Below are 26,071 nucleotides of genomic sequence, written 5' to 3'. Positions count from 1 at the left end.
GTCCCCGCCCGCACGGCTCCTCGCGAGAGGGCCGGCGGACGGGGACGTCGTGGTGTCGGGCGCTACTCGGCGCGACGACCGCGGATCGGTCCGGTGACGCGGCGGCCGCGACGCGACAGCGCCAGGCCGATCGCGACCCCGAGCAGGGCCATCGCGGCGATGCCGAGGACGGAGGCGCTGCCCGTGAAGGCGAGCTGCGTCGCCGTCAGGATCATCGGGAACGTCACCGTGACGACGGCCTGGACGGTCACCCCGGCCGTGTCGGTCACGCGGTACTGGACCGAGGCCTTCGAGTCGAAGCCGGCCTCGGGGGTGAAGACGACGCTGCCGTCGACGACCGTCCAGGTGCCCGTGCCGGGCACGGTCAGCGTGCTGACCCCGTCACCGGTCGCCGGGTCCACGATCACGAGCGTGCCGCGGTCGAACGTCGCGCCCTGGGTCGGGGTGTCGTTCGTCGTGACGTCGACGGTGACGGCGTGGTCGGTCGTGCCGCGCTGCTCGTCGTCGACCGCGACCGCCGCACCGAGCACGGTGATGGTCACCGTCGCGCGGGACGTCTGCCCCGAGGCGTCGGTCGCCGTGTAGTCGAACGAGTCGACCCCGACGAAGCCGGCGTCCGGCAGGTACTCGTACGAGCCGTCGCGCTGCATCGTCACGGTGCCGTGCGCGGGCTTCGAGGCCAGGACGACCCACAGGGCCGACCCGTCGTCGTTGCCCAGCACGCCGCCGACCTTGCCGGTCACCAGGCGCTGTCCGGCGATCGTCGTGCCCTTGTCGTCGACGGCCTTGACGCCCACGGTGATGCGGACCGTGGCGGTGGCGGTGCCGCCGTCACGGTCGGTGACCGTGTAGGTCACGGCGTCCGGGCCGGAGTACCCGGCCGTCGGCGCGTAGACCAGGCGACCACCGGCGTCGATCGTGACCGTGCCGTGGGTGGCGGTGCCGGTCGCGGTGACGCGCAGCCCCGTGCCCAGGTCGTTGCCCAGCACGCCGGGGGCGGCCACGGTCAGCGTCGTGTCGGCCGGGGTCGCGGCCCTGTCGTCGACCGCCGTCGGCAGCACCGTGACGGTGACGGTGCCGGTGCGGGTCTGGCCCTCGCCGTCGGTGGCCGTGTAGGTGAAGGTGTCGACACCCGAGAACCCGGCCGACGGCGTGTAGACGTACGAACCGTCCTTCGCCAGGTCGACCGTGCCGTGGGCGGGGCGAGCGTCGAGCGTGGCGGTCAGCGAGCTGCCCGAGTCGTTCGAGAGCACGCCGCGCGCGGCGTCGACGGTCAGCGGGGTGCCGGCGCGGGTGGTGCCGGCGTCATCCACGGCGAGGGCGCCGACGACGATCGTGACGACGGCCGTCGTGCTGCGGCCCGACGCGTCGGTCGCGGTGTACTCGACGCGGTCGGTGCCCGAGAAGCCGGGCTGCGGCGTGTAGGTCGCCGAACCGTCCGGCCGGGTCGCGATCGTGCCGTGCGCCGGGGTGCCGACGCTCGTCACGGTCAGGCCGGTGCCGACGTCGTTGCCGAGCAGGCCGGGGGCCGGCACGGTGAGGGTGGTCGCGGCGGGCGTCGTGTAGCGGTCGTCGATCGCGCGGGGCGTGACGGTCACGGTGACCGTCGCGGTGCCCGTGCCGCCGTCGCGGTCGGTGACCGTGTAGACCACGATGTCGTCACCCGAGAACCCGGGTGCCGGGGTGTAGTCGAACGTGCCGTCCGGTGCGATCGTCACGGTGCCGTGCGACGCCGGGGTGACCGCGGTGACGGTCAGGCCGGTGCCCACGTCGTTGCCGAGCACGCCCGGGGCGGCGACCGTCACGTGACCGCCGGCCACGACGGTGGCGACGTCGTCGACGGCCTTCGGGGCGACCACGATCGTCACGGTGCCCGTGCCTTTCTGGCCGTTGCCGTCGGTGACCTCGTAGCCGAAGGTGTCCTTGCCCGAGGTGCCGGGCTCCGGCGTGTAGGTGTACGAACCGTCGGGGCCCATCGTCACGGTGCCGGCCTTCGGCTGGTCGGTGACCTTCGCCGTGAGGTCGGTGCCCGTGTCGTTCGAGAGCACGCCGTGAGCGGCGTCCACGACGAGGGGCTGGTCGGCGACCGTGCCGCCGACGGGTGAGTCGTCGACGACGATCGGACCGACGTGGACGGTGACGGTCGCGACGTCCGAGCCGCCCGAGGGGTCGGTGGCGCGGTAGGTCAGCTGGTCGGTGCCCGAGAAGCCGTCGCCGGGCGTGTAGGTGATGGTGCCGCCGGCCGCGATCGTCGCGGTGCCGTGGGCCGGGGCGTCGACGAGCTCGGCGCGCAGGTCGGTGCCGAGGTCGTTGCCGAGCACGCCGGGCGCGGCGACGGTGACCGGGGTGCCGGCCGTCGTCGAGGTCGTGTCGTCGACCGCGTCGGGCACGACGACGATCGTCACGATGCCCGTGCTCTTCTGCCCTTCGGCGTCGGTCGCCGTGTAGGTGAAGGAGTCGGTGCCCGAGAAGCCCGTCGCGGGGGTGTAGACGTACGACCCGTCCTTCGCGACGGTCACGTCACCGTGGCGGGGGGCGCCGTCGAGCACGGCGGTGAGGCCGGTGCCGCTGTCGTTCGACAGCAGGCCGTTCGCGGCGTCGACCGACAGGGGTCGGCCCGCCGTCGCGGTGCCCTGGTCGGCCACGGCGAGGTCGCCGACGATCACCCAGGCCTGGGCCGTCGTGGTCTGTCCCGACGCGTCGGTCACCTGGTACTCGAACGAGTCGGTGCCCGAGGTGCCGGCGTCCGGCGCGTAGCTCCAGGTGCCGTCGGCGTCCACCGTCACGGTGCCGTGCGAGGGGGTGCCGTGGTCGGTGACGCGGAGGCCCGTGCCGAGGTCGTTGCCGAGCAGGCCGGGCGCCGCGATCGTCACGGTGGTGCCGTTCGGGGTCGTGGCCTGGTCGTCGACGGCCACCGGCTTCACCGTGATCGTCACGGTCGCGGTCGAGGTGCGGCCCGCGGCGTCGGTGACCTGGTAGGTCACGGTGTCGGTGCCCGAGAACCCGGGGGCCGGCGTGTAGTCGAACTCGCCGTTCGGGGCGGTGGTCGCCGTGCCGTGCTGCGGCCCGGTCACGATCGCGGCGGTGAGGCCGGTGCCGAGGTCGTTGCCGAGCACGCCCGGTCCGTCGACGTGCGCGTTGCGACCCGCGAGCACGGTGACGGCGTCGTCGACGGCCTTCGGCGCGACGCCCACGGTGGCCGTCGCAGTGCTCGTGGTCCCGTTGCCGTCGGTCAGCGTGTACGTGAACGAGTCGGTGCCCGAGAAGCCCTTCTCCGGCGTGTAGACGAACGAGCCGTCCGGCGAGACCACCACGGTGCCGTGGGTGGGGGCGGTGGCGACCGCGGCGGTCAGGGGGCCGGTGCCGCCGTCGTTCGCGAGCAGGCCGCGGCCGGCCGGCACGTCGAGGGGTGCACCCGCGACGGCGTCGACCGAGTCGTCGGAGGCGCGGGGGGCCACCGTCACGGTGACCGTGGCGGTGTCGGTGCCGCCCTGGCCGTCGGTGACGGTGTAGTCGAAGGTGTCGGTGCCCGAGAAGTCGCCGGCGGGCGTGTAGGCGACGTCACCGGCGGGCGTCACCGAGGCGGTTCCGTGCCCGGGCGTCGAGACCGCGGTGACCGTCGTGTCGACGCCCCGGTCGTTGGCGGTGAGGTCGCTGCCCGCGATGGTCGTCGGCGTGCCCGAGACGGCGCTCGCCGTGTCGTCCGCGGCGGTGGGCAGGACCGTGACGGTGACGGTGCTCGTGGTCTGCGCCCCGTCGGCGTCGGTCGCCGTGTAGGTGAACGAGTCGGTGCCCGAGAACCCGTCGGCCGGCACGTAGCGGTACGAGCCGTCACGGCCGAGCACGAGGGAGCCGTGCGAGGGGCCGGTCGCGACCGCGGCGGTCAGGCCGCTGCCCGAGTCGTTCGACAGCACGCCCGAGGCGGCGTCCACGACGAGCGGCTGGCCGGCGCGGGCCGTCGCGACGTCGTCGCTGCTCGACGGGGTGACGGTGATCGTGACGGTCGAGGTCGACGTGCCACCGCCTCCGTCGGTCGTCGTGTACTGGAACGTGTCGGTGCCCGAGAACCCCTTCGCCGGCGTGTAGGCGTACGAGCCGTCCGCGGCCACGGTGGCCTTGCCGTTCGCGGGCTGCGTGTTCGAGGTGACGGTGAGGTCGGTGCCCGCGTCGTTCGCGAGCACGCCGGGCGCGTCGACGGTCAGCGTGGTCCCGGAGGCGGTGGTCGCCTGGTCGTCGCTGGCAGCGGCCGAGGTCGCGGCCACGGCGTTCGTGAAGGTGCAGACGACGTCGGTGCCGTCGGCGCTGCTCGCGGCCGGGAAGCTGAACCGGGCCGTGTTGCCCGAGCCCGAGGCCACCGACGTCGAGCTGTTGACGTTCGTGCAGTCGTAGGTCGTCGAGTAGTCCGCCAGGCGGGTCGAGGAGTTGCCCGCGGTCTGCGAGACCGTGTAGGTGCGGGCGGGGATCGCCAGGGCGGCGCCGGCCTTCTGGGCCTGGACGCCGGTCGCGTCGCCGGACGTCGTCGCGGTCGCGGGCGAGGCGAGGTTGCCGCCGTCGACCTTGAGGGCGAACTGGTCGCCGGACTTCCAGCGGCCCTTGACGTCGGCCTTGCCCGTCAGGGTGTTGGCGTAGTTGCAGCTCGCGAGGTCGGAGTACGCGGTGATGTTGCTGATGGCCGGGGTCGTCATGCGGCTGACCTCGGCACCCGAGCTCGAGTCGAGCTTGATGATCTGCATGCCCGACGAGACGTAGAGGTAGCCGTCCGACGAGAAGGCGATGCCGGGGCTGTTCGTGCCCGTGGGCAGGTCGGTCAGCTTGGTGGCGGCGAGCGAGGTGGTGCCGGCCGTCGTCGGGATGGTCTCGTCGTTCAGGCGGTAGACCGCGTTGCTGGCCACGACGAAGAGCAGCCCCTGCGTGCTGAAGGCGAAGTCGCCGTTGCCGGCCTGCAGCCCGGGGATGCGTCCGACGACGCCGATCTTCTCGCCGGTCTTCGGGTTGTAGGCCGAGATCGTGGCCGGGTCGCCGCCGGTCGCGTAGTAGTAGATGCCGGTGACGGGGTTGACGGCGCCGCGCAGCGTCGAGGCGGGGGCACCGGCCGGGTTCGCGTCGGCCACGGTGGTGACCGCTCCGCTCGCCGCGTCGTACCGGGCGAGGACGTTGCCGTTCGAGCCGTTCGCCGTGCCGTTCGTGAAGGCGTAGGCGTCGAGGCCGTTGCGTCCGACGCCGAGGCCGTTGTTGGCGGGTGAGAACGGGTTGGCCGTTCCGGCGATGACGTCGGACACCGTGTTGGCCGCGACGTTGATCGCGACGAACTGGCCCTGACCGGCGGTGGCGTAGATGGTGTTCTGGTCGCACGACAGGGCCGCGGCGGCCTGGGCGGGAGCCGGCGCGACGGCCTGGGTGACGGCGACGGCCGCCAGCAGGGAGGCGGTGGCGAAGGCCGCGAACGAGAGGGCGCGACGGCGTGGGCGCGCGGAGGCGCGGAGAAGCGACATGGGTGGTGGTGTCCTCGGGTGGGGGCGTCCGGCCGGGTCGGATCCGACCGGACGTCTGTCGTGCTCTCGGCACGCGGGGGTTCAGGGGCCCGCGTGTCGCCCCCACGGGTACGGGGGCACCACGGAAGTGGATGTTTCGACAATAAAGCTTCTCTGCTGTCGAGCGGAGTCCCCAGAGCGGGGGGTTTTCCGGTCCGCCTTGTGGGGGACACCGGGGTACGAGGAGGCGCGGGTCGCTTGGCCGAGGACGTGACCCGCGCCTCCTGGTCGCCTAGCGGCGGGGCCGACGCCCGCGGCGGTCCCGGCCGACCGTCGGGATCGACGTCGTGACGACGGCGACCGACGACGTGATGACCGCCAGCGACGAGGTCGACAGGGTGGCCTGCGCGTGGCCGACCAGGGGGAAGCCCCGGCGGCCCGCCACGATCACGGCGAGGCTGATCGCCACGATCGCGGCCGCCGCGAACGGCACGGTGGCCAGACCCGACAGGCCGTAGACCTGACCGCCGATGGCGGCCCCGGCAGCGATGCCGACGTTCGATCCGGCGTTGACCAGCGCGCCCGCGATGTCGGGGCTCACCCCGCCGGTGCGGATCGCCGCGGCCATGAAGAGGGTGCCGGTCGTGCCGTTGGCGGCCATCCACAGCCCGGCGACGACGAAGGTGCCGACGAGCGATCCGTGCACGAACGGCAGGGTGGCCAGGGCGCCGATCATCACGGCGACGGCCACGATCAGGGTCTGACGCGGGGCCCGGTCGACGAAGGCGCCGGCCGCCAGCAGGCCGATCACGCCGGCACCGCCCAGCACGAGCAGGGCGCCGCCGACGAGGTCCTCGCCGAGGCCGGCTCCCGTCAGGTAGGGGCCGACGAAGGTGTAGACGACGTAGTGGCCCGCGAACAGCATGAGGTCGGCCACGATGACCGCGAGCAGCCCCGACCGGGCCCACGAGCGCACCGATCCGACGTGCGGCGACGACTCGCCCTGCACGTGCGGCAGGAACACGGCGGCGACGACGGCAAGGGCCGCGGTGGCGACGGCGACGGCTCCGACGGCCGGGCGCCAGCCGAGCTGGTCGCCGACGGTGGTGGCGAGCGGCACGCCCACCACGAAGCCGAGCGAGCTGCCCGAGTAGACGAACGCGATCGCCCGACCGGCCAGGCGGGCCGGCACGATGCGCGTCGCGTAGGCCGAGGCCACGGAGAAGAACAGCGCGTGGGCGATGCCGCCGACCACGCGGCCGGTGAGCAGCACGCCGAAGCTCGGCGCGAGCGCGACCATCAGGTTCGAGACCGTGTAGCCGACCAGCGTGGTGACGAGCACGGCCTTGCGGGGGAACCGCGCGGTCGCCCAGGTGAGCGGCAGGGCGAGGGCGGCGACGGCCACGGCGTAGACCGTCACGACGACGCCGAGTCGGGCCTCGGTGACGCCGAGGTCGCGGCTCATCGTCGAGAGCAGCCCGACCGGGCTGAGCTCGGTCGTGATGGCGAAGAAGGTCGCGAGGCCGAGGACGGCGATGCCGACGACGCCCGACGGGGTCAGCCGGTGCGGCTGCGGCGTCGGACGGTCGTCACGCGGGTGCCCGGCCGCGACGCGTTCGCCGGGCGGGGCGGTCGGCCTGACGGCGGGCGTGCTCGCGGTCTCGGGTGGGCGCTGAAGGGTGTCGGTCACGGGGTACCTCCGGGCCCGTGACGCGTGCGCACGACGATGGTCTCGTCGGGGGGCACCGCGGACGTCGGCGGGTCGACTCGTGGTCGACCCCCGGTCTGCACGATGCGGCACACTCGTCGCGGGCCGTGCTGCTGGCGGGTGGATTGGGGGATTGCCACTCCACGACGAGGGCGCCCGTCCAGTGTGACATGCGACCCCCGGAGGCACGCAAGGCCCCCGAACGAGAACGAGGCGGCGTTCGCTCGCGGCGAGCGGGGCCCCGACCGTGGCGGCGCAGCTCGCCCGGGCGGTGCCCGTCGTCGACGGCGCCGGTCGGGACGAGGAGGCGCGGCGACCGTGCCCGACGCCCGTCACCCCGCGTACCCTGGTCGCCATGAGCACCGACACCGCCCCCGACCGCATCCTGATGTTCGGCGCCGAGTGGTGCCGCGACTGCCGCCGCTCGAAGGCGCTGCTCGACCGCGAGGGCGTGGCCTACGACTACGTCGACCTCGAGGCCGTCGCCGACGGGGCCGACCGCGCCTACGCCGTGAGCGGCCGGACGCAGATCCCCGTCGTGGTCTTCCCCGACGGCAGCCACCTGGTCGAGCCGACCGACGCCGAGCTCTCCGCCAAGCTCTGACCCGGCAGCGTCGCCGGCTGACCACCGCGCCCGCCCGCCGCGCGCAGGCCCGCCGCGCGCGGGCCCACCACCCCGCCACGATGTGAGAACTCCGCCACGCAAACGTGTGGCGGCGTGTTCACCTCGTGGCGGGATGCCCTGCGACGCGCTCGTACGTCGTGAGCGCGTCGTACGACTTGGCGGGTCCTCGCACCGTCCAGCGCTCGACGAACGACGTCGGCGAGAGCACCCGCGTCTCGACGAGATAGCTGTCCGGTGCGCACGGGTGGTGCGCCTCCCAGGCTCCCGACCGCAGGTCGAGGTCGACGAAGTGCCGGCCGTCGGCGAAGCGCACGTCGAGCACACCGTCGGCCCGGGCGGCGTAGCCGAGGCGCCGGGTGGCGGGCGTCCGCCGGTCGGCCACGACCAGCTCGCCCGTCTCGTCGTAGGTCGCGACGAGATCGCCGGCCGCCCGCGCCTCCACGACCGTCGCCGTCCCGTCGAAGCGGGCGTGCTCGCCCGTGCGGTGGTCGTCGATCTCGCGGACCACCGCCCAACGGCCGAGCAGCAGCGCGAGCGTCTCAGCCGGCATGGCGCTCGAGGAACTCGTAGACCTCGGTGTCCTCGACGCCGGGGAAGGTGCCCGAGGGCAGCGGGGCGAGCACGTGGGCGTGCAGCCGGGCGCTCGGCCACGCCGCGTCGCGCCACCGTGCGGCCAGGCCGGCCGGTGGACGACGGCAGCACGACTCGTCGGGACAGGTCGAGGTCTCCCGTCGCTCGGTGTCGCGACCGCGGAACCACTTCGCGTCGGCGAACGGCACCCCGACGGTGATCGAGAACTCGTCGTGCTCGGTCGTGCCGGTCTGCGAGGCCGACCAGAACGTGCCCGCGGGGGTGTCGTCGTACTGGTAGTGCTCGGTGGTGCGGTTGGTCCGGGCGAAGGCCGTGCGGGCGGCCCAGTGGCGGCACACCAGTTGACCCTCGACGGCGCCGGTGACGTCGGCGGGCAGGGGCAGGCCGTCGTTCTCGGCGGCCTTGGCGATGGCCCCGTCGCCCGTGACCCGCAAGAAGTGCATGCGGATGCCGAGGTGCGACGTGAGCAGGTTGGTCATTCGCATCGCCGCCGCCTCGTGGGTGACGCCGAAGCCGTCGCGGAAGTCCTCGACCGAGAGGTCGCGCTGCGCCTTGGCCTTCTGCAGCGAGTCCACCGCCGCGTCGAGCGGCATGAGGCAGGCCGACGAGAAGTAGTTGATCTCGAGTCGCTGCCGCAGGAACTCGGCGTAGGTCGAGGGGCGTTCGTGCCCGAGCAGGCGGTGCGCCATCGCCTGCAGCGCCAGTGCTCGCAGGCCGTGACCACCCGGGATCGACGCGGGCGGCAGGTAGATCCGCCCGTTGGCGAGGTCGATCACCGAGCGTGCCGAGTGCGGCAGGTCGGCGACGTGGATGATCTCGAGGCCCAGGCTGCGGGCCATGCGGCTCACGCTGCTGTGCGACAGGGCGCCCGCGGTGTGCCCGACCGTGCGGAGCAGGTCGGCCGCGACGTCCTCGACGTCCGGCAGGTGCGAGTCGCGCTCGCGCATCCAGAGCCGCAGTTCGGTGTTCGCCCGCCGCGCCTCCTCGGGGGTGGCGCTGGCCTCGCTGTGCCGACGCGCGAGCTCGCGGTGCAGCCCGAGGATGGTCTGGAGCGCCGGCGTGCTCAACCCTTTGTTCGCCTTGACGTCGGGCAGGCCGAGCGACCGGTACAGCGAGCCCCGCTGCGCCTGGGCCAGCTCGATCTCGAGCGCCGCGCGCTCGCTCGGCGGCTCGGCGGCGAGCAGGGTCGCCAGGGGCACGTCGAGGGCGCCGGCCAACGCCCTGACCAGACCGATCTTGGGCTCGCGACGCCCGGTCTCGATCAACGAGAGCTGGCTCGCGCTCACCTCGACGCGCGACGCGAGCTGGTCGAGGGTCAGGCCGCGGGCGGTGCGGGCGTGCCGCACGGCCTGGCCGAGCAGCAGGGGGTCGGCGTCGACCACGGGGCACCCCTCTCGGAGGCGTCTGTTTGACGAGAGCGAAAGAACACCCGATCTTTACGCATCACCGACCTGCAGATCAAGGTCGACGGCGGTCATCGTGGAGAAACACCCCTTTCGACGACAAGAGAAGACACGATGGCACCGACGCCCACCGCCCCCGGCCCGACCGACGACCCCGTCGTCCGGTACGACGAACGCCAGGACGACTGGGCCGGGCGCCTCGCGCTCGCCGAGGCGATGATCCCGGTGATCGGTCGGCTCTGGCGGCGCGACGGCGTGGTCGTGTCGATCCACGGGCGCAGCCTGCTCGACCGGTCGCCCGTCGGCGTCCTCAAGCTGCACCGCTTCGCCCGCCGGCTCGGCGACCACGCGCTCGACCCCGGCGAGACCCTGGCGGTGCTGCACCTGCTCGACGGGCTCGACCTCGGACCCGCGTCGATCGACCTGGCCCGGCTGAGCGCCCGGCTCCGTGCCGAGCGCCTCGGGCGACGAGGGGGCGGGGCCGCCGCGTCGGTGGCGGACGTCGTCCGGACCGAGCTCGCCGAGGTCGTCGGGCGTCGCGGTGACGACGGCGCCGCGACCCGCGACGTCGTCCTCTACGGCTTCGGGCGCATCGGGCGGCTCGTCGCGCGGCTGCTGATCGAGCACGCCGGGGGACGAGGAGGCGCGCGCCTCCGGGCGGTCGTCGTGCGTCGCGGCTCGGCCGACGACCTGGTCAAGCGTGCCAGCCTGCTCAGGCGCGACTCCATCCACGGCCCCTTCGCGGGCACCATCGTGGTCGACGAGGCCACCGACACGATCGTCGCGAACGGCACGACGATCCAGGTGATCTACTCGGACGACCCGGCGACGGTCGACTACGAGCGGTACGGCATCCACGACGCGATCGTCGTCGACAACACCGGCCGGTGGCGGGACGAGCCGTCCCTGCGACGACACCTGGAGGCGCGGGGCGCGTCGCGCGTGCTGCTCACGGCCCCGGGCCGGGGCGGCATCCCGAACGTCGTGTTCGGCGTGAACCATGAATCGGTCGGCGACGAGGCCGTGGTCGCCGCCGCGTCGTGCACGACGAACGCCATCACGCCGGTGCTGGCCGCCCTCGACGAGCGGTGGGGCGTCGAGTCGGGGCACATCGAGACCGTGCACGCGGTGACGAACGACCAGAACCTGACCGACAACTTCCACCCCGGCGACCGGCGGGGGCGCTCGGCCTCGCTCAACATGGTGCTGACCGAGACGGGCGCCGCGAAGGCGGTCGCCAAGGCGTTGCCGCAGCTCGCGGGACGCCTGACCGGCAGCGCCATCCGGGTGCCGACGGCCGACGTCTCGGTCGCGGTGCTGAACCTGCGGCTGCGGCAGCCGGTCGACCGGGACGAGCTCAACGCGCACCTGCGGCGTGCCTCGCTCGACTCGCCCCTGCGGCGACAGATCGACTACGTCGAGTCGCCCGAGGTCGCGTCGACCGACTTCGTCGGTTCGCGCCACGCGGGCGTCGTCGACGGGCTCGCGACCGTGGTGTCCGGCGACGGCGACGGCGTCGTCGGCAGCGGTGTCGCCGGCAGCGGTGCCGCCGGCGACGGTGCCGGCGGCGATTGGGGTCGCCGGGTCGTGCTCTACGTCTGGTACGACAACGAGTTCGGCTACAGCTGCCAGGTCGTCCGGCTGCTCGAGCACCTGGCCGGTGGCACGCCGCCCTCCCTGCCCCGAGCGCCGCGCGCCGTCTCCGCCTCCCCGGCCCCGCGCGAGGACGTCTCCCTCCCGACGCCCGATCCGGCACGGACCGGATCGGCCGGAGGTGGTCGCGTCCCCGCTCCCGACGCGGCACCGCTGCCCGTCCACCCCGACGACCGACTCGACCTGACCCTGGAGGCCACGCGATGATCACCACCCGACCCCACGACGACCGCGTCCTGCGCGACGCGACCCGCGCCTCCGCGGGTGACGCGACCCGCGCCTCCTCGGCCTCGCCGACCGCCCCGCCGACGGCCCCGCCGACGGACTGGGCGCGCGCGGCACGGCGGCGCCACGTCCCTGCCCCGTCGTGGGCTCCGCGCACGCTCGTCGCCTGGGTCGCCGAGCAGGTCGACCTGCTCGAACCCGACGCCGTGCAGTGGATCGACGGCTCGGACGCCGAGGCCGAGCGGCTGACCGCCGACCTCGTCGCGAGCGGCGCGTTGATCCCGCTCGACCCGGTGCTGCGTCCGGGCAGCCACCTGGCCCGGACCGACCCCGGCGACGTCGCCCGCGTCGAGGACCGCACCTTCATCTGCACCACCGACCCCGCGGGCGCCGGACCCACCAACAACTGGCGCGAGGCCGGGGCCATGAGGCGCGAGCTGCGACCCTGGTTCGCCGGGTCGATGCGGGGCCGCACGATGCTCGTCGTGCCGTTCAGCATGGGGCCCGTCGGCGGGCCGCTCTCGCAGCTCGGCGTCCAGCTCACCGACTCGGCCTACGCCGTGCTCAACCTGCGCATCATGGCTCGCGTGGGCTCCGAGCCGTTGGCCGCGTTCGGCGGGGCCGACGGCGAGGTGCCGTTCGTCCGCGGCGTGCACAGCGTCGGGTTCCCGCTGCGGGACGCGGACGGCACGACTCGCTCCGACGTCGCCTGGCCGTGCAACGACACGAAGTACGTCACCCAGTTCCCCGAGACGCGCGAGATCTGGTCGTTCGGCTCGGGCTACGGCGGCAACGCCCTGTTGGCGAAGAAGTGCTTCGCGCTGCGCATCGCGTCGACGATGGGGCGCGACGAGGGCTGGCTCGCCGAGCACATGCTGCTGATCAGGGTCACGAGCCCCGAGGGGCGGGCGTTCCACGTCGCCGCGGCGTTCCCGTCGGCCTGCGGCAAGACGAACCTCGCCATGATGCAGCCGACCCTGCCCGGCTGGCGGGTCGAGACCCTCGGCGACGACATCACCTGGATGAAGCCCGGACCCGACGGCCGGCTCTGGGCGATGAACCCCGAGACGGGCTTCTTCGGGGTCGCCCCGGGCACCGGCGAGACGTCGAACCCCGTCGCCGTCCGCACCCTGCACGCGAACACGATCTTCACGAACGTGGCGCTGACCGACGACGGCGACGTCTGGTGGGAGGGGCTGACCGACGACGCGCCCGAGCACCTGGTCGACTGGCGGGGCGAGGACTGGACCCCCGCCTCGTCGACCCCCGCGGCTCACCCGAACTCGCGCTTCACGGCCCCCGCCGAGCAGTGCCCGTCGCTCAGCCCCGACTGGGACGCGTTCGACGGCGTGCCCCTCGACGCGATCGTGTTCGGCGGGCGGCGCGCGACGAACGTGCCCCTCGTGACCGAGGCCCGGTCGTGGCAGCACGGCGTGTTCGTCGGTGCGACCGTGGCGTCCGAGCAGACCGCGGCGGCCGAGGGCGTCGTCGGCGAGCTGCGTCGCGACCCGTTCGCGATGCTGCCGTTCTGCGGCTACGACATGGGCGACTACTTCGCCCACTGGCTGCGGCTCGGCGCCGACCTCGGCGACCGGGCGCCGCAGGTCTTCCAGGTCAACTGGTTCCGCAAGGGGGCCGACGGGTCGTTCCTCTGGCCGGGCTTCGGCGAGAACTCCCGGGTGATCGCCTGGATCGCCGGACGCCTCGCGGGCACCGCCGACGCCGTCGAGACGCCGCTCGGCCTGGCTCCCGCCCCGGGAGCCCTCGACCTGGACGGCCTCGACCTCACCGAGGAGGCGCTGGCCGAGTCGTTCGCGGTGCCCACGGACGCCTGGCTCGCCGAGTGCGACCTCACCGCCGAGTTCTTCGACCGGTTCGGGTCGACCCTGCCCGACGCGCTGCGCGACGAGCTGGCCGCCCTGCGCACCCGGCTCGAGGTGGCCGCCGCCGCCGGCGGGCCGACCGCGGGCGCGGCCGTGCCGACCGCGGGTGCGGGCGTGCCGACCGCTGGTGCGGCCGTGCCGACCAGGGATGCGGCCGTGCCGACCGCGGGCGCGGCCATGCCGACCGCGGGCGCGGCCGTGCCGACCGCGGGCGCGGCCGTGCCGACCGCGGGCGCGGCCGTGCCGACCGCGGGCGCGGCAGGCACGCCGGCCGGCTGACGGGGCCGACGACTCCCGCCGCCCGTGATCAGCGGGTGACGGGCCCGGGGCTCCGCGTCGTGGGGACGCGGAGCCCCTCACACGACACCGCACCGCGTTTCGTGCACCGCACCCTGACTAGTCGGGGTGCCGTGCACGAAACGCGGTGCGGTGCCGCGTCGAGCCGGCCCGACGCCGAGGCCTAGTGGCGCGTGGGGTCGTCCGCGTCCTTGGCGACCGTGACCTTCTCGCCCTCGATCTCGTCGCGCTTGGCCTTCTGGGCGTCGCCGCGGGTCTTGGCGAGGCTGGCGATCGTGGCGACGGTGATGGTCGCGCCGATGAAGAGCAGCGAGAACCAGATCGGGATCTCGGGCACCCAGAGCAGCGGCTCGCCGCCGTTGATGAACGGCACCTCGTTGACGTGCAGGGCGTGGAAGACCAGCTTGACGCCGATGAAGGCGAGGATGATCGCGAGGCCCTGCGACAGGTAGACGAGGCGCTCGAGCAGGCCGCCGATCAAGAAGTACAGCTGACGCAGGCCCATGAGGGCGAAGGCGTTGGCGGTGAAGACGATGTACGCCTCGTTGGTCAGACCGTAGATCGCGGGGATCGAGTCGAGGGCGAACACCAGGTCGACGAAACCGATCGCGATGACGCAGAGCAGCAGCGGCGTGACGAAGCGCTTGCCACCCTTCTTGACGGTGAACTTGTCCTCGTGGAACTCGTCGTCGACGGGCAGGATGCGGCGGGCGATCTTGACGAAGGCGTTGTCGGCCGCGTTGCCGCCGTGGTCGCCCTTGATCTGCTGGTAGGCCAGCACGAAGAGCAGGGCGCCGAACAGGTAGAACACCCACGAGAAGTTCTCGATCAGCGCGGCGCCGGCGGCGATGAACCCGGCGCGCATGATCAGGGCGATGACGATGCCGATCATCAGCACCTTCTGCTGGTACATGCGTGGCACCGCGAACCCGGTCATGATCAGCAGGAAGACGAAGAGGTTGTCGATCGACAGCGCCTTCTCGGTCAGGTAGCCGGCGAAGTACTCACCGCCGTAGCCCCACCCGCTGACGAAGCCGATGCCGACACCGAACAGCAGCGCGAGCCCGATGTAGAACGCGGACCAGCGGGCGGACTCGCCGATCGTCGGCTCGTGCGGCTTGCGCACGTGGGTGAAGAACTCGAACACGAAGAACGCGATGGTGACCGCGATCGTGATGAGCCAGGTGGTCAGTGAGACGTCCACGGGGGTGCTCCGGGTGGGTCGGGCTGATGAGGCGGGTGGGACGTCGACGCGATCGGTCGACGACGGGCGGCAAGCTCCTAGAAGAACCGTACGTGGGTGCGTGCTGGGGGCGAGCCATCAAGCCACCGTGACCCTCCTGGGAAGGTGCAGGGAGCGCAAGAACTCGACGGCCCGGGAGGCGCGGTCCGGCGACCGCCTCACCGTCGCGTCAGGTGCACCCCGGCCAGCATGCAGCGCACCGATCCTCCGGCGAGCTCGATCGTCGGCACCTCGAGCGGCAGGGGCCTGGCGTGCCGCGACACGGCCAGCCGCTGCGTCCGGGTGAGCGCGGCCCAGCCGCGTGCGGAGATCGCCAGCACGGGTCCGTCGGCGCCGCGCAGCTCGAGGGCGTTGCCGGCGAACTCGCCGAGCTGGTCACGGCTCAGGGCGACCACCTCGCGTCCGGAGGCCGTCAGGCGCTCGACCACGCGCCTCCGTTCGCCCGTCGACGCGATCGACTCGAGGCCGACCAGGGCGAAGCGCGACGCCACGCTCATCATGACGTTGGTGTGGTAGATCGGCACGCCCTCGGCGTCGGTCGCCGTGAAGGCCAGCACGTCGAGGCCGAGGTCGGCGCAGACCACCGCGACGGCCGCCGGGTCGGCCCGCTGCGAGAGCGCGACGTAGGCGACGCGGTCGACGTGGTCGACGACGAGCGCTCCGGTGCCCTCGACGACGCGGCCGTCGCGTTCGAGCGACGAGTGGTCGAGCACGTCGGTGACGGCGTACCCGTCGCGCAGCAGGTCGACGACGTCGGCGCGGCGTTCACCCCGGCGGTTCGGCGAGTGCATCGGGTAGAGCACCACCCGGCCGTCGCCGTGGGTCGAGAACCAGTTGTTCGGGAACACCCCGTCGGGCCGGTCGGTCCGCTCGTCGTCGACGAGGTGCACCGTGACGCCCGCCCCGCGCAAGGCCGCCGCCGCCCGGGTGACCTCGGCGGCGGCCCGCGCGGCGAGCTCGCCCCGGGTCGCGTCGACGTCGGCGGGGTCGGTCTGGAACGCGTTGTCGGCGGCCGTCTGCGGGTTCGGCGTGAAGTGGTGCGGTCGCACCATCACGACCGCGGCGGGGGACTGCGTGGTCAGCCGCGCCTCCTCGTCGGCGCTTCGGGTGCGCGAGGAGGCACGGAGCTCGGGGGGCGACGCCGAGGAGGCGCGGGGCGGGCGGTCGAGGATCGTCACGACGGACTCGGCTCGGCGTTCGGGGCTCGGGGTTCCGGGTTCGACGTCGGACCGGGGTCAGACGCCGACGGGCCGACGGGCGGCGACGAGCCCGAAGAGGTCCTTCGGGTCGTCGGGGTCGGCGACGAGGTCGATCTCGACGGCGAGGTCGGTGCCGACGACGTCGTCGCGCAGGTACTTGAGGGCGCAGACGTCCTCGATGGCGAAGCCGACCGAGTCGAAGATCGTGATCTGCTCGTCGTCCGTGCGACCGGGACGCTGCCCGGCGACGACCTGCCACAGCTCGGTGACCGCGAAGTCGGCGGGCTGGTGCTGGATCTCGCCCTCGACGCGGGTCTGCTCGGGGTACTCGACGAACACGTCGGCCCGGCGCAGGGTGGCGGGGTCGAGCTCGGTCTTGCCGGGGCAGTCGCCGCCGATCGCGTTGACGTGGACGCCGGGGCGCACGGCCTCGTCGGGCAGGACGATCGCGTTCTGCTTGTCGGCGGTGCACGTCGTGATCACGTCGGCGCCCTCGGCCGCCTCGCCCGGGCTCGCGCACACCGTGATGTCGAAGCCGAGCGGTTCGAGGTTGCGGACGAACTTCGCGGTGGCGTGCGGGTCGACGTCGAACACGCGGACCGTCTCGAGCCCCAGGGAGGCGCGCATCGCCAGTGCCTGGAACTCGGCCTGCGACCCCGCCCCGATCAGGGCGAGGACGCGCGAGTCGTCCCGGGCGAGGCGCTTGGCGGCCATCGCGCTCGTGGCGGCCGTGCGCAGGGCGGTGAGGATCGTCATCTCGGCGAGGAAGGTCGGGTAGCCCGTGTCGACGTCGGCGAGCACCCCGAACGCCGTCACGGTCTGGTAGCCGCGGCCGGGGTTCGAGGGGTGGCCGTTGACGTACTTGAAGCCGTAGGTCTCGCTGTCGCTGGCGGGCATCAGCTCGATGACGCCGATCGGGCTGTGCGAGGCGACGCGGGGCGACTTGTCGAAAGCGGGCCAGCGGGCGAAGTCGCGTTCGAGGGCGGTCACCATGCCGCTGGTGATCGGGCCGACCCCCCGGTCGGTGACCCAGCGGATCATGTTCTGCACGTCCACGAAGTGCACCACGGCGGCCTCCTCCTGCTCGGCCCGGCTCGGTCTCGCGTCCGGGTGCCACCACGCTAGGACTGGGCGATGTGCAGCCACAATCACCATCGAGCGCCATTCCGCACGCCCGGACAGGCGATCTGCGCAGACGTGCTGTACTTTTCGTGTCATGGCGCATCTCGACGAACTCGACCGCCGCCTCCTGGCCGCCCTGCGGGTCGACGCCCGCGAGTCGGCGGCGAGCCTGGCGCGGCGACTGGGCGTGACCCGGGCGACGGTCACGTCACGGCTCGACCGCCTCGAGGCGTCGGGCACCGTGCTCGGCTACACGGTGCGGGTGCGCGAGGCCGACGACCCCGACCTGATCCGGGCCATCGGCTTCATAGAGATCGAGGGTCGCTCGACCGACCACGTCATCCGGCAGCTGCGGGGGTTCCCCGAGGTGGTGTCGCTGCACACCACGAACGGCGGGTGGGACCTCGTCGCCGAGCTGCGCACGTCGTCGCTCGGCGAGTTCGACCGCGTGCTCGCCCGCATCCGCAGCGTCGAGGGCGTCGTCAACAGCGAGACCAGCCTGCTGCTCAGCTCGGTGTTGCGCTGACCGTGCCCGCGCCCGCGACTGCTCAGGCCGTGCCCGCGCCCGCTCAGGCCGCGCCGCGCCTCCCGGCGACGATGCTCTTCAGCGCCTCGTCGAGGTGCGGGTGGACGAACTCGTAGCCGCCCTCGACCAGCCGTTCGGGCAGCACCCACCGGCTCTTGAGCACGAGCTCGGTCTCGGTGCGCAGCACGGCCGTGCCGAGCTCGAGCATCCAGCGCCAGGCGGGCAGGCCGACGGGCACGCCGAGCACGCGGCGCAGGGTGCGCATCATGCCTCGGTTGTCGCTCGGGTTAGGCGACGACAGGTTGAGCACGCCCTCGAGCGAGTCGTCGGCCCGGGCGAACCGGATCGCGCCGAGCACGTCGTCGACGTGGATCCAGCTGAACTTCTGCCGTCCGCCCCCTCGGCCCTCGCGGTGGTACGTGCCCGCGGCGAGCCGTGCCCGGGTCGCCGGCCACGGGCCGTCGAGCTGCGGGCCGCCGAGTCCCGCCCGGACGAGGCCCATCAGCGGCACGAGCGCGCTGCCGTCGCCCAGCACGATGGCCATGCGCAGGGCGACGCGGCGGGTCGAGGGCAGCTCGCCCGAGAAGAACTCGGCCTCCCACGACGTGGCCACGTCGACCGAGAACCCCGAACCGATCTCGCCGGTGGACTCGGTCATCGGGCGGTCCTCGGCGTGGCGGTAGATCGTCGCGGTCGACGAGTTCATCCAGACCCGGGGAGGCGCGGTGCAGGCGAGCACCGCCTCCTTCAGTTCGCGCGTCGTCTCGACCCGCGACCGCATGATCTCGGCCCGGTTCTCGGGGCCGTAGCGGCAGTTCACGCTCTTGCCGGCGAGGTTGACGAGGAGGTCGGCCCCCTCGAGCAGGGCGGTGATCCCGGCGGTGTCGCCCCACGAGGCGTCGGGGCCGTGGCGGCCGATCAGGCTGACACGGGCGCCCTCGGCGCGGAAGGCCTCGGCGAGGTGCTGTCCGATGAAGCCGCTGGCTCCGGCGAGGACGATGTGGTCGGTCATGGGCGTGGTCCTCGTCGGTGTGGTCGGTCGGGGTGGTCGTCGCCGGCGGGCCCGGTGGACGCGGCGGGTGCGGTGGGCCCGTCTGTCGGTGCGGGGTCGTCGGCGACGACCTCGTAGTCGAAGTGGCCGGTGTACTCGTACAGGCGGCCGAGGGCGGGGGAGTCGAGCACGACCGACACGCGCTGCCGACCCACCGACTCGTCGTAGCTCTCGTGCAGCGTCACGCGGGGCGCGACCGCGCGGGGCAGGCCCAGGCGCACCGGGCCGAGCCGGAGCGCCGTGCTCGTCGAGACCATGGTCAGCGCACCGTCGACGACCGTGGCCCGCAGTCGGGCCGACCAGCGGCGCCGGTGGCCGAGGTGGTCCTCGAGGCCGTCGCCCCGGGCCGCGATCTCGTCGACCATGCGGCGCGTCCCGTCCGCGAACGCGAAGGTGCGGACGGCGGTGACGGCCACCTCGCCGCTCGCGGCGGTCGCGGGTCGGTTCTCGACGCGGAACGGCACGTCGCGGCGGTCGACCGCGAACAGGACGCCCTGTCGGCCGAGCACCCACAGCACGGGCCAGAGCCATCGCCTCGGCGTGCCCACGACGGCGAACGTGCCCCGTCCCCGGCCGACCGAGCCGGCCGGCACGGCCGCGAAGTACGGCCGGAGGCGCGGGTGCAGCCGGTCGAGCCCGTCGCCCAGCGCGGCCTCGTACGGGGAGCGCGCCACGGTCATGACCTCACGCTAGGGGACCGACCGGTCCACCGTCCGGCGTTCCCTCGACGTCGAGAAGTCCTCATGTGCGAGTCGTGACGCAGCGCGATCGGGCCGCGCGCGCCTCCTCGGGGCAGGTCGGGGCCGCCGCGAGGAGGCGCGCGACGATTAGCCTCGTCGGAATGAGCCACCCCCTCGTCACCGTGACCGAGCTCGCCTCGACCCTCGAGCGTGGCGGCGTCGTCCGCCTGCTCGACGTGCGGTGGCGGCTCGACCGACCGGACGGCCGCCCGGCCCACCGCGAGGGGCACCTGCCCGGCGCCGTCTACGTCGACCTCGACGCCGAGCTGGCCCGACACGGCGACCCGATCGACGGGCGACACCCGCTGCCCGACCGGGCCGACCTGCAGGCGGCGGCCCGGCGGTGGGGCGTCGACGACGGCGACGCCGTCGTCGTCTACGACGACCTCGGCGGACAGTCGGCCGCGCGCGCCTGGTGGCTGCTGCGAGCCTCCGGCCTGGCCGACGTCCGGCTGCTCGACGGGGGACTGTCGGCCTGGCGCGAGGCGGGCCTCCCGCTCGAGCAGGGCGACGTGGTCGCGCGACCCGGCGGAGTCACGCTGGGCGACGACCCGTGGCCCGTCATCGACGCCGACGAGGCGGCGGCCTGGCCCCGCACCGGCGTGCTGGTCGACAGCCGCGCCGCCGAGCGGTACCGCGGCGACGTCGAACCCGTCGACCCCCGGGCCGGCCACGTCCCCGGTGCCGTCAACCTGCCGACCGCGGGCAACCTCGACGAGTCGGGTCGGTTCGTCGACGCGGCCCGGTTGCGGGCGCGTTTCGAGGAGGCGGGGGTCGGGCCCTCGACGCCCGTCGCCGTCTACTGCGGGTCGGGAATCACGGCGGCGCACAACGCCTTGGCGGCGACGATCGCGGGCTTCGAGCCCGTGCTCTTCGCGGGGTCGTGGAGCGCGTGGTCGAACGACCCGACCCGTCCCCTCGCGACGGGAGACGGCCCCGGGGGAGGCGACGCGGGTCGGCGGCGGACCGCAGCTCCGGCAGGCCCTTCACCCTTCAGGCAGGGCCCGCGGCAGCGCGTCGGGCTCAGTCGGCGTGGCCCGGCGTCGGCACGGCGGAGCGGTCGTCGACGACGGCGTCGACCGCGATGCTGCGCACGGCGTCGATGCCGTTCATGGCCGACCCCTTCTGCTTGTAGCCCTCGGACGACACGATGACCTCGCCGTTGCTCGCCGTCAACACGAAGCGGTACTCACCCGAGGCGTCCTGGGTGACGATGAACTTGCCTGCCATGGGTGACCCCTTGCCCGATGTGGTCCACGCGCTCTGCGTGGCGACAGCCTAGGGCCGGCGCCCCGCGACCGACCGACTCACCTCCGGCCCACGCGTCAGCCGGGTCGGAGACCTTTTGACATGTGACATTCCATGCGACAGACTGACGGAGTCGGTGCGACCGCCTCGAGCCCCGTTCCCCCCTCCGGGGATCGGCGGTCGCACCGACCCGTCTCGGCGGCCGGTCCGCCGGGCACACGAGAGCGCCCGGCCCCGGATGGCAGTCTCGGGGCCGGGCGCTCTCCGCGCGTCGGGCACCCGATCGGGCGCCCGTCGGGCGACTCCTCGGGCGGGTGTCGGCTCAGTCGGCCAGCAGGACGGCCATGGCGCTCTTCAGCGACTCACGGTCGCGACGGAGCTTGGCGACCTCGGCCTCGAGTTCCGCGACCCGCTCGGCCGTGGCGGCCGTGGCGGCCGAGCCCGACCCCGAGCCCGAGCCCGGCGGGCGGCCCCGGCGCGGGGTCGACGCCGGTGCGGCGGCCGCGTCGTCGTCCGCCTCGGCCTCGAGCTCGCGTTCGACCGCGTCGTCGGGTGCCGGCGTCGGTGCGATCGAGCGCTCGTGGGCTCGGATCCACCCGCGCAGCGACTGTTCCCCGACCTCGAACTCGGCGGCCGTCTCGCGGATGATGGCCCGGTTGCCGGGCTCGGCCTCACGACGCTCGAGCACCCGGGCGAGCGACTTCTCGCGGGTCTCGTCGCTGTACTTCTGTTCGAAAGGCATGTGCGCTCCTGGTGTCGAGACACGGTGTCGTGTCAGCTCATTGAATAGCCCCCGTGATGACCGTACTGCACGATGACGTCTCGCTGCGCGGTCATGACGTGATCTCACATAACCGAACGTGTCGCGCATGATGACAGCCCGTGTAACACGCCCCACGATGAACGACAGGTGCCGCCGAGTGGCCCGGGGCACCGCGCCGCGTCCGCCGCGGCGACGCGCGACGGATACGGCCGACCTCCGGGAGTTGCCGGGGCGGACCGCTTAAGGTGTCAGGGTGTGGCGAGCCGACAGACAGCATGACAACGACGACGACGAGAACGACTCCGTCGCCGTCCCGACCGGCGCGCCCACGGGCGTGATCGCTCCCCACGCCGTCAGCCTCGGTCACCCGGGGCAGTCCCTGGGCAACGTGGCCGAGCCCGTGTGGAACACCTGGCGCGAGTCGCTGAGGCGCGTGGGCGGCCCGTCCGCCCTGTTGCACTTCGGTGACTCACAGCGGTCCCGCATCGAGCTGAGCACCACGCACCCGGGTGGGCTCGCACAGTTCATCACCGGCAAGACGACCCTGCTCTCGAGCCTCATCCGCGACGACCTGGCCCTGCGGACGGCGCGCGCCGCCGCCGGCGAGATCGCGGCCAAGGGGCTCGAGCTGAGCACCGTCCGCGGCATCGACGCCGTCCACCTGGCCATCGGCATCGCCGCCTGGTCGTTCGCCGGCGAGGACTTCCGGGCCCCCGTGCTGCTGCGCCCCCTGGCGATCCGACGTCACGGTCGCGACTTCGAGGTGAAGCTGCTCGGCGAGCCCTTCCTCAACCCGGCGCTGGTCGACGCCCTGCACGACCAGTTCGGCATCACGCTCGACGCCGAGTCGTTCGTCTCGCTCGCCAGCCGCGAGGGGTCGTTCACGCCGAACCCGGTCATCGACCGCCTCCGCGGCCTGACCGCGCACCTCGAGTGGTTCACCGTGCAGCCGCGGCTCGTCGTCTCGACCTTCGCCGAGGTCTCGACCGAGATGGCCCTCGACGCCCGCGAGCTCGGCCACCCCGTGCTCGACGCCCTCGCCGGCAACCCCCTGGCCATCCGTCAGGTCGAGCAGGCCTACCGGCCGGCCACCGCGACCCCGCAGGACGAACGGAGCCCCGAGACCGACACGCTGCTGCTCGACGCCGACCCCGAGCAGGAGAACGTGGTCGCGCAGATCGCCGCCGGCAACTCGGTCGTCGTCAAGACCCTGCCCGGCACGGGCGGCACGCAGACCATCGTCAACGCCGTCGGGCGTCTCGTCTCGCAGAACAAGCGCGTCCTCGTCGTCAGCGCCCGTCGGGCCTCGCTCCGCGGCATCACCAGCCGTCTCGCCGACATCGGGCTGCCCGGCGTCGCCGTGAGCCCGACCACCCTGCGCCGCGACGTGATCCGGTCGATCTCGCGCAACGAGAAGGCCACGCACCCGCAGATGGGCGAGGTCGACGACGCCCTCGTGCGCCTCCGGAAGGTCCTCGTCGACTACCGGGGTGCGCTCAGCCGTCGCGACCCCGAGCTCGGCGTCTCGGTGCTCGACTGCCTGACCGAGCTGTCCCGCCTCGCGTTGCTGCCGTCCGCCCCCGCGACGACGGCGCGCCTCAGCCGTCGCAGCATCGCCGCCATGGTCGACGGTCGCGGCCGGGTGGCCGAGACGATGGTCGGTGCGGCCAACCTGGGCGAGTTCAAGTACGGGCCGGGCGACTCGCCCTGGTACGGCGCCCGCTTCACCGAGACGGTCGGGGCCGGTGACGCCCACCAGCTCGCGAAGAACCTGCACCACCGCGACCTGCCCCGGCTGCTCGAGCGCGCGACGGACGTCATCGGCAGCACCCGCATGCGGCCCTTCGAGAGCGTCGCCGAGCTCGGCGTCTACCTGCGCCTCCTCACCGAGATCCGCGACACCCTCGACAAGTTCATGCCGGTCGTGTTCGACCGGTCGGTCGCCGAACTGGTCGCCGCGACGGCACCCAAGCGCGAGGCCCCCGACATGTCGAGCGCCAACCGTCGTCGGCTGAAGAAGCTCGCCCGCGAGTACGTGCGCCCCGGCGTCCACGTCGCCGACCTGCACGGCGCCCTGCAGCGCATCCAGCAGCAGCGGATCGTCTGGCAGCGCTACGTGTCGGCGGGCACCCCGCCCGAGGTGCCCACGGGCATCGCCGACACGCACGTGCTGCACCAGCAGGTGTCGCAAGACCTCGAACGCCTCGACGGCCCCCTGGGGCTCTCGGGCGCCGACGGCCTCACCGAGATCGGCGTCGTCGAGCTGCAGCAGCGCCTCGAGGCCCTCGCCGCCGAGAGCGACGTGCTGCAGAACCTCCAAGAGCGCACCGAGCTCATGACGACGCTCCGCGACCTCGAGCTGACGCCGCTGATCACCGACCTGGCGAACCGACACGTCCCCGAGCACCAGGTCGCCGCCGAGCTCGAGCTCGCCTGGTGGCGTTCGGCCCTCGAGTCGCTGCTCGAGGCCGACCGGGCGTTGCTCGGGGCCAACACCGCGATGCTCGACCGGCTCGAGGCCGACTTCCGCCTCGTCGACGAGGCCCACGCCGCCGGCAGCGCCCAACTGCTCGCCTGGTTGCTGGCCGAGAACTGGAAGATCGGGCTGGTCGACTGGCCCGACGAGGCCTCTGCCCTCAAGGACCTGCTGCGACAGGGCCACCTGACCGCGCGCCTCCTGCACGACGCCGCGCCGCACCTGTCGCGTGCCGTCGCGCCGGTCTGGGTCGCCTCGCCCTACGAGGTGCACACGATCGCCGACACGGTGCCGTTCGACACCGTCGTGCTCGTCGACGCCGGGGCGACCACGCTCGCCGAGAACGTCGGGGCGATCCGTCGCGGCAAGCAGACCGTCGCGTTCGGCGACCCCGTCACGCAGACGCCCTCCGAGTTCGACATCGGCGTCCAGCCGGGCAAGCCCCCGGTCGACGCCGACGAGGAGAGCCTCGCCGCCTCGCACTCCGAGAGCGCCCTGGCCCGCCTGGCGACCCTGCTGCCGACCCTCTCGCTGACCCGCAGCTACCGCGCCGGTGGCGAAGACCTCGCCGAGCTGGTGAACCGTCGCTTCTACGGCGGGCGCATCGAGTCGCTGCCGTGGGCCGGCAGCTTCCTCGGCCACGGCAGCATCGCGCTCGACTACGTCTCGGGCGGCACCGCCGTGCCCGACCCCGAGTCGGGTGCCGTCGAGAGCGTCGACGCCGAGGTCGACCGTGTCGTCTCGCTCGTCCTCGAGCACGCCCGGACGCGCCCGAGCGAGTCGCTCATGGTGTTGACGGCCTCGGCCAAGCACGCCGTCCGCGTGCAGCAGGCGGTGCTGACGGCCGTCTCGGGCCACAAAGACCTGACCGAGTTCGTCGTCGGCGACCGCAGCGAGCCGTTCATGGTCGCCACGCTCGAGCAGAGCGTCGCCCAGAGCCGCGACCACGTGGTCTTCTCGATCGGCTACGGCCGCACGCCGCACGGCCGGGTGCTGAGCGACTTCGGTCCGCTCGGGCAGCCGGGCGGAGAACGCCTGCTGGCCGTCGCGATGACGCGCGCCCGCCGGTCGATGGTCATCGTCACGTGCTTCCAGCCGGGCGACATCGACTCGAGCCGCATGGGGCACGGCACGGTCGCCCTCAGCGAGATCCTCACCGAGGTGCAGGCTCGCACGACCGCCGAGCACGTCCCCGACGACAGCGAGCCGATGCTCGTCGACCTCGCGCGGCGACTCGAGGCGAAGGGCATCCCCGTCGCCCTCGGGCACCGCGGCAAGCTCGGGCTGGTCGCGGCGCACGACGGCGTCTGCGTCACCATCGAGACCGACACGACGCTGTCGCGGACGAGCCTGCGCGAGTCGCTGCGGTCCCGCCCCGAGGTGCTGCGCCGGCTCGGCTGGCACTACATCCGGGTGCACGCCTTCCAGCTCTTCACCGACCCCGACGTGGTGGCCGAGCGGGTCGCCGAGGTGCTCGGCATCGGTGACGCGCACACGCACGAGGTGCCGGCCCTCTCGGCCAGCCAGCACGTCAACCGACGATGAGCGCAGGAGGCGCGGCGTCCGACGACGACGCCTCCTCCGCCCTCGAGGCGGTCGAGCCGCGCCCCCTCGTGGTGCGACGACGGGCCGGTCGCCGCGTGACCACCGATCCGGTGCCGGGCAGCGACCCCACGCCGTCGCCCGAACCCGAGCGGCTGGGGTCGAGCGAGAACGAACAGCGCCTGCGCGCCGACGTCCCGCCCCACTGGGGCTGAGCGGTCGGCGTCCGGCCGAGCGACCGCCACGACGACGAACCCCGGAGGCGAAGACGGACCCCGTTCCGTTGGGGTCCGTCTTCGCATCCG

17 protein-coding genes and 1 pseudogene are annotated in these 26,071 nt (G+C 73.4%); 7 read left to right on the top strand and 11 right to left on the bottom strand.

The genetic code is table 11. The features are described from left to right. Positions 1 to 62: 62 nt before the first annotated feature. Together AC3CCI_RS03845 and AC3CCI_RS03840 are read right to left on the bottom strand one after the other, a co-directional pair. Complete coding sequence (locus AC3CCI_RS03845; protein WP_488628159.1) at positions 63 to 5,492, bottom strand: beta strand repeat-containing protein; 5,430 nt, start codon at positions 5,490 to 5,492, stop codon at positions 63 to 65. Between the two features lie 271 nt (positions 5,493 to 5,763). Continuing rightward, positions 5,764 to 7,161: an MFS transporter gene (locus tag AC3CCI_RS03840; protein WP_488628158.1), complete on the bottom strand. Its 1,398-nt coding sequence runs from the start codon at positions 7,159 to 7,161 to the stop codon at positions 5,764 to 5,766. A gap of 373 nt (positions 7,162 to 7,534) precedes the next feature. Here AC3CCI_RS03840 and AC3CCI_RS03835 point away from each other — a divergent pair, with 373 nt between their 5' ends. Further along, entirely contained in the window at positions 7,535 to 7,783 is a 249-nt protein-coding gene (locus AC3CCI_RS03835) for a glutaredoxin family protein (RefSeq protein WP_488628157.1), read from the top strand. 118 nt (positions 7,784 to 7,901) lie between these two features. On the opposite strand, the gene AC3CCI_RS03830 is transcribed toward AC3CCI_RS03835, so the two are convergent. Next, entirely contained in the window at positions 7,902 to 8,354 is a 453-nt protein-coding gene (locus tag AC3CCI_RS03830; protein WP_488628156.1) for a DUF6314 family protein, read from the bottom strand. Beyond that, entirely contained in the window at positions 8,344 to 9,777 is a 1,434-nt protein-coding gene (locus AC3CCI_RS03825; RefSeq protein WP_488628155.1) for a helix-turn-helix domain-containing protein, read from the bottom strand. The genes AC3CCI_RS03830 and AC3CCI_RS03825 overlap by 11 nt, the downstream gene beginning before the upstream one ends. Positions 9,778 to 10,014: 237 nt before the next feature. Between AC3CCI_RS03825 and AC3CCI_RS03820 the strand changes: the two genes are divergently transcribed. Beyond that, positions 10,015 to 11,658, top strand: a complete 1,644-nt coding sequence (locus tag AC3CCI_RS03820) for a glyceraldehyde-3-phosphate dehydrogenase (protein WP_488628657.1) — start codon at positions 10,015 to 10,017, stop codon at positions 11,656 to 11,658. Further along, positions 11,655 to 13,838 (top strand): phosphoenolpyruvate carboxykinase (GTP), encoded by a 2,184-nt coding sequence (locus tag AC3CCI_RS03815; protein WP_488628154.1) that lies wholly within the window; start codon positions 11,655 to 11,657, stop codon positions 13,836 to 13,838. Before AC3CCI_RS03820 ends, AC3CCI_RS03815 begins: the two co-directional genes overlap by 4 nt. Positions 13,839 to 14,019: 181 nt before the next feature. Here the strand turns inward: AC3CCI_RS03815 and AC3CCI_RS03810 are convergent, their stop codons facing one another. From AC3CCI_RS03810 to ocd, 3 genes are all read right to left on the bottom strand, one after another. Next, positions 14,020 to 15,060, bottom strand: coding sequence for a TerC family protein (locus AC3CCI_RS03810; RefSeq protein ID WP_194595193.1), 1,041 nt, complete (start codon positions 15,058 to 15,060; stop codon positions 14,020 to 14,022). Between the two features lie 197 nt (positions 15,061 to 15,257). Beyond that, complete coding sequence (ctlX, locus tag AC3CCI_RS03805) at positions 15,258 to 16,277, bottom strand: citrulline utilization hydrolase CtlX (protein ID WP_488628153.1); 1,020 nt, start codon at positions 16,275 to 16,277, stop codon at positions 15,258 to 15,260. Positions 16,278 to 16,334: 57 nt separating this feature from the next. Next, the gene (gene ocd, locus AC3CCI_RS03800) at positions 16,335 to 17,366 is read right to left on the bottom strand and encodes an ornithine cyclodeaminase (RefSeq protein WP_488628152.1); all 1,032 of its coding nucleotides are present in this window, start codon (positions 17,364 to 17,366) and stop codon (positions 16,335 to 16,337) included. A 148-nt stretch (positions 17,367 to 17,514) separates the two neighbouring features. On the opposite strand from ocd, the gene AC3CCI_RS03795 reads away from it, so the two are divergent. Further along, positions 17,515 to 17,946: an Lrp/AsnC family transcriptional regulator gene (locus AC3CCI_RS03795; protein WP_488628151.1), complete on the top strand. Its 432-nt coding sequence runs from the start codon at positions 17,515 to 17,517 to the stop codon at positions 17,944 to 17,946. Between the two features lie 43 nt (positions 17,947 to 17,989). On the opposite strand, the gene AC3CCI_RS03790 is transcribed toward AC3CCI_RS03795, so the two are convergent. Together AC3CCI_RS03790 and AC3CCI_RS03785 are read right to left on the bottom strand one after the other, a co-directional pair. After that, complete coding sequence (locus AC3CCI_RS03790; protein WP_354593697.1) at positions 17,990 to 18,958, bottom strand: epimerase; 969 nt, start codon at positions 18,956 to 18,958, stop codon at positions 17,990 to 17,992. Beyond that, the gene (locus AC3CCI_RS03785) at positions 18,955 to 19,677 is read right to left on the bottom strand and encodes a DUF4166 domain-containing protein (RefSeq protein WP_354593696.1); all 723 of its coding nucleotides are present in this window, start codon (positions 19,675 to 19,677) and stop codon (positions 18,955 to 18,957) included. Before AC3CCI_RS03785 ends, AC3CCI_RS03790 begins: the two co-directional genes overlap by 4 nt. Positions 19,678 to 19,838: 161 nt before the next feature. Here AC3CCI_RS03785 and AC3CCI_RS03780 point away from each other — a divergent pair, with 161 nt between their 5' ends. Further along, a complete protein-coding gene (locus AC3CCI_RS03780; RefSeq protein WP_488628150.1) occupies positions 19,839 to 20,891 on the top strand; it encodes a sulfurtransferase in 1,053 nt (350 codons plus the stop codon). Here the strand turns inward: AC3CCI_RS03780 and AC3CCI_RS03775 are convergent. Together AC3CCI_RS03775 and AC3CCI_RS03770 are read right to left on the bottom strand one after the other, a co-directional pair. After that, a pseudogene (locus tag AC3CCI_RS03775) lies at positions 20,857 to 20,967 on the bottom strand (YegP family protein); the annotation flags it as partial. The gene AC3CCI_RS03780 and the pseudogene AC3CCI_RS03775 sit on opposite strands and share 35 nt — an antisense overlap. 340 nt (positions 20,968 to 21,307) lie before the next feature. Next, the gene (locus tag AC3CCI_RS03770) at positions 21,308 to 21,727 is read right to left on the bottom strand and encodes a hypothetical protein (protein ID WP_354593693.1); all 420 of its coding nucleotides are present in this window, start codon (positions 21,725 to 21,727) and stop codon (positions 21,308 to 21,310) included. Positions 21,728 to 22,001: 274 nt separating this feature from the next. Here AC3CCI_RS03770 and AC3CCI_RS03765 point away from each other — a divergent pair, with 274 nt between their 5' ends. Both AC3CCI_RS03765 and AC3CCI_RS03760 read left to right on the top strand, forming a co-directional pair. Further along, positions 22,002 to 25,769 (top strand): AAA family ATPase, encoded by a 3,768-nt coding sequence (locus AC3CCI_RS03765; RefSeq protein WP_488628149.1) that lies wholly within the window; start codon positions 22,002 to 22,004, stop codon positions 25,767 to 25,769. Continuing rightward, positions 25,766 to 25,981, top strand: a complete 216-nt coding sequence (locus AC3CCI_RS03760; protein WP_488628148.1) for a hypothetical protein — start codon at positions 25,766 to 25,768, stop codon at positions 25,979 to 25,981. The genes AC3CCI_RS03765 and AC3CCI_RS03760 overlap by 4 nt, the downstream gene beginning before the upstream one ends. The last annotated feature ends 90 nt before the right edge of the window (positions 25,982 to 26,071 follow it).

The organism is Frigoribacterium sp. CF331 (assembly GCF_057787905.1).
The sequence above is the reverse complement of the archived record's forward strand: the minus strand, read 5'-3'. Positions and strand labels throughout refer to the sequence as shown.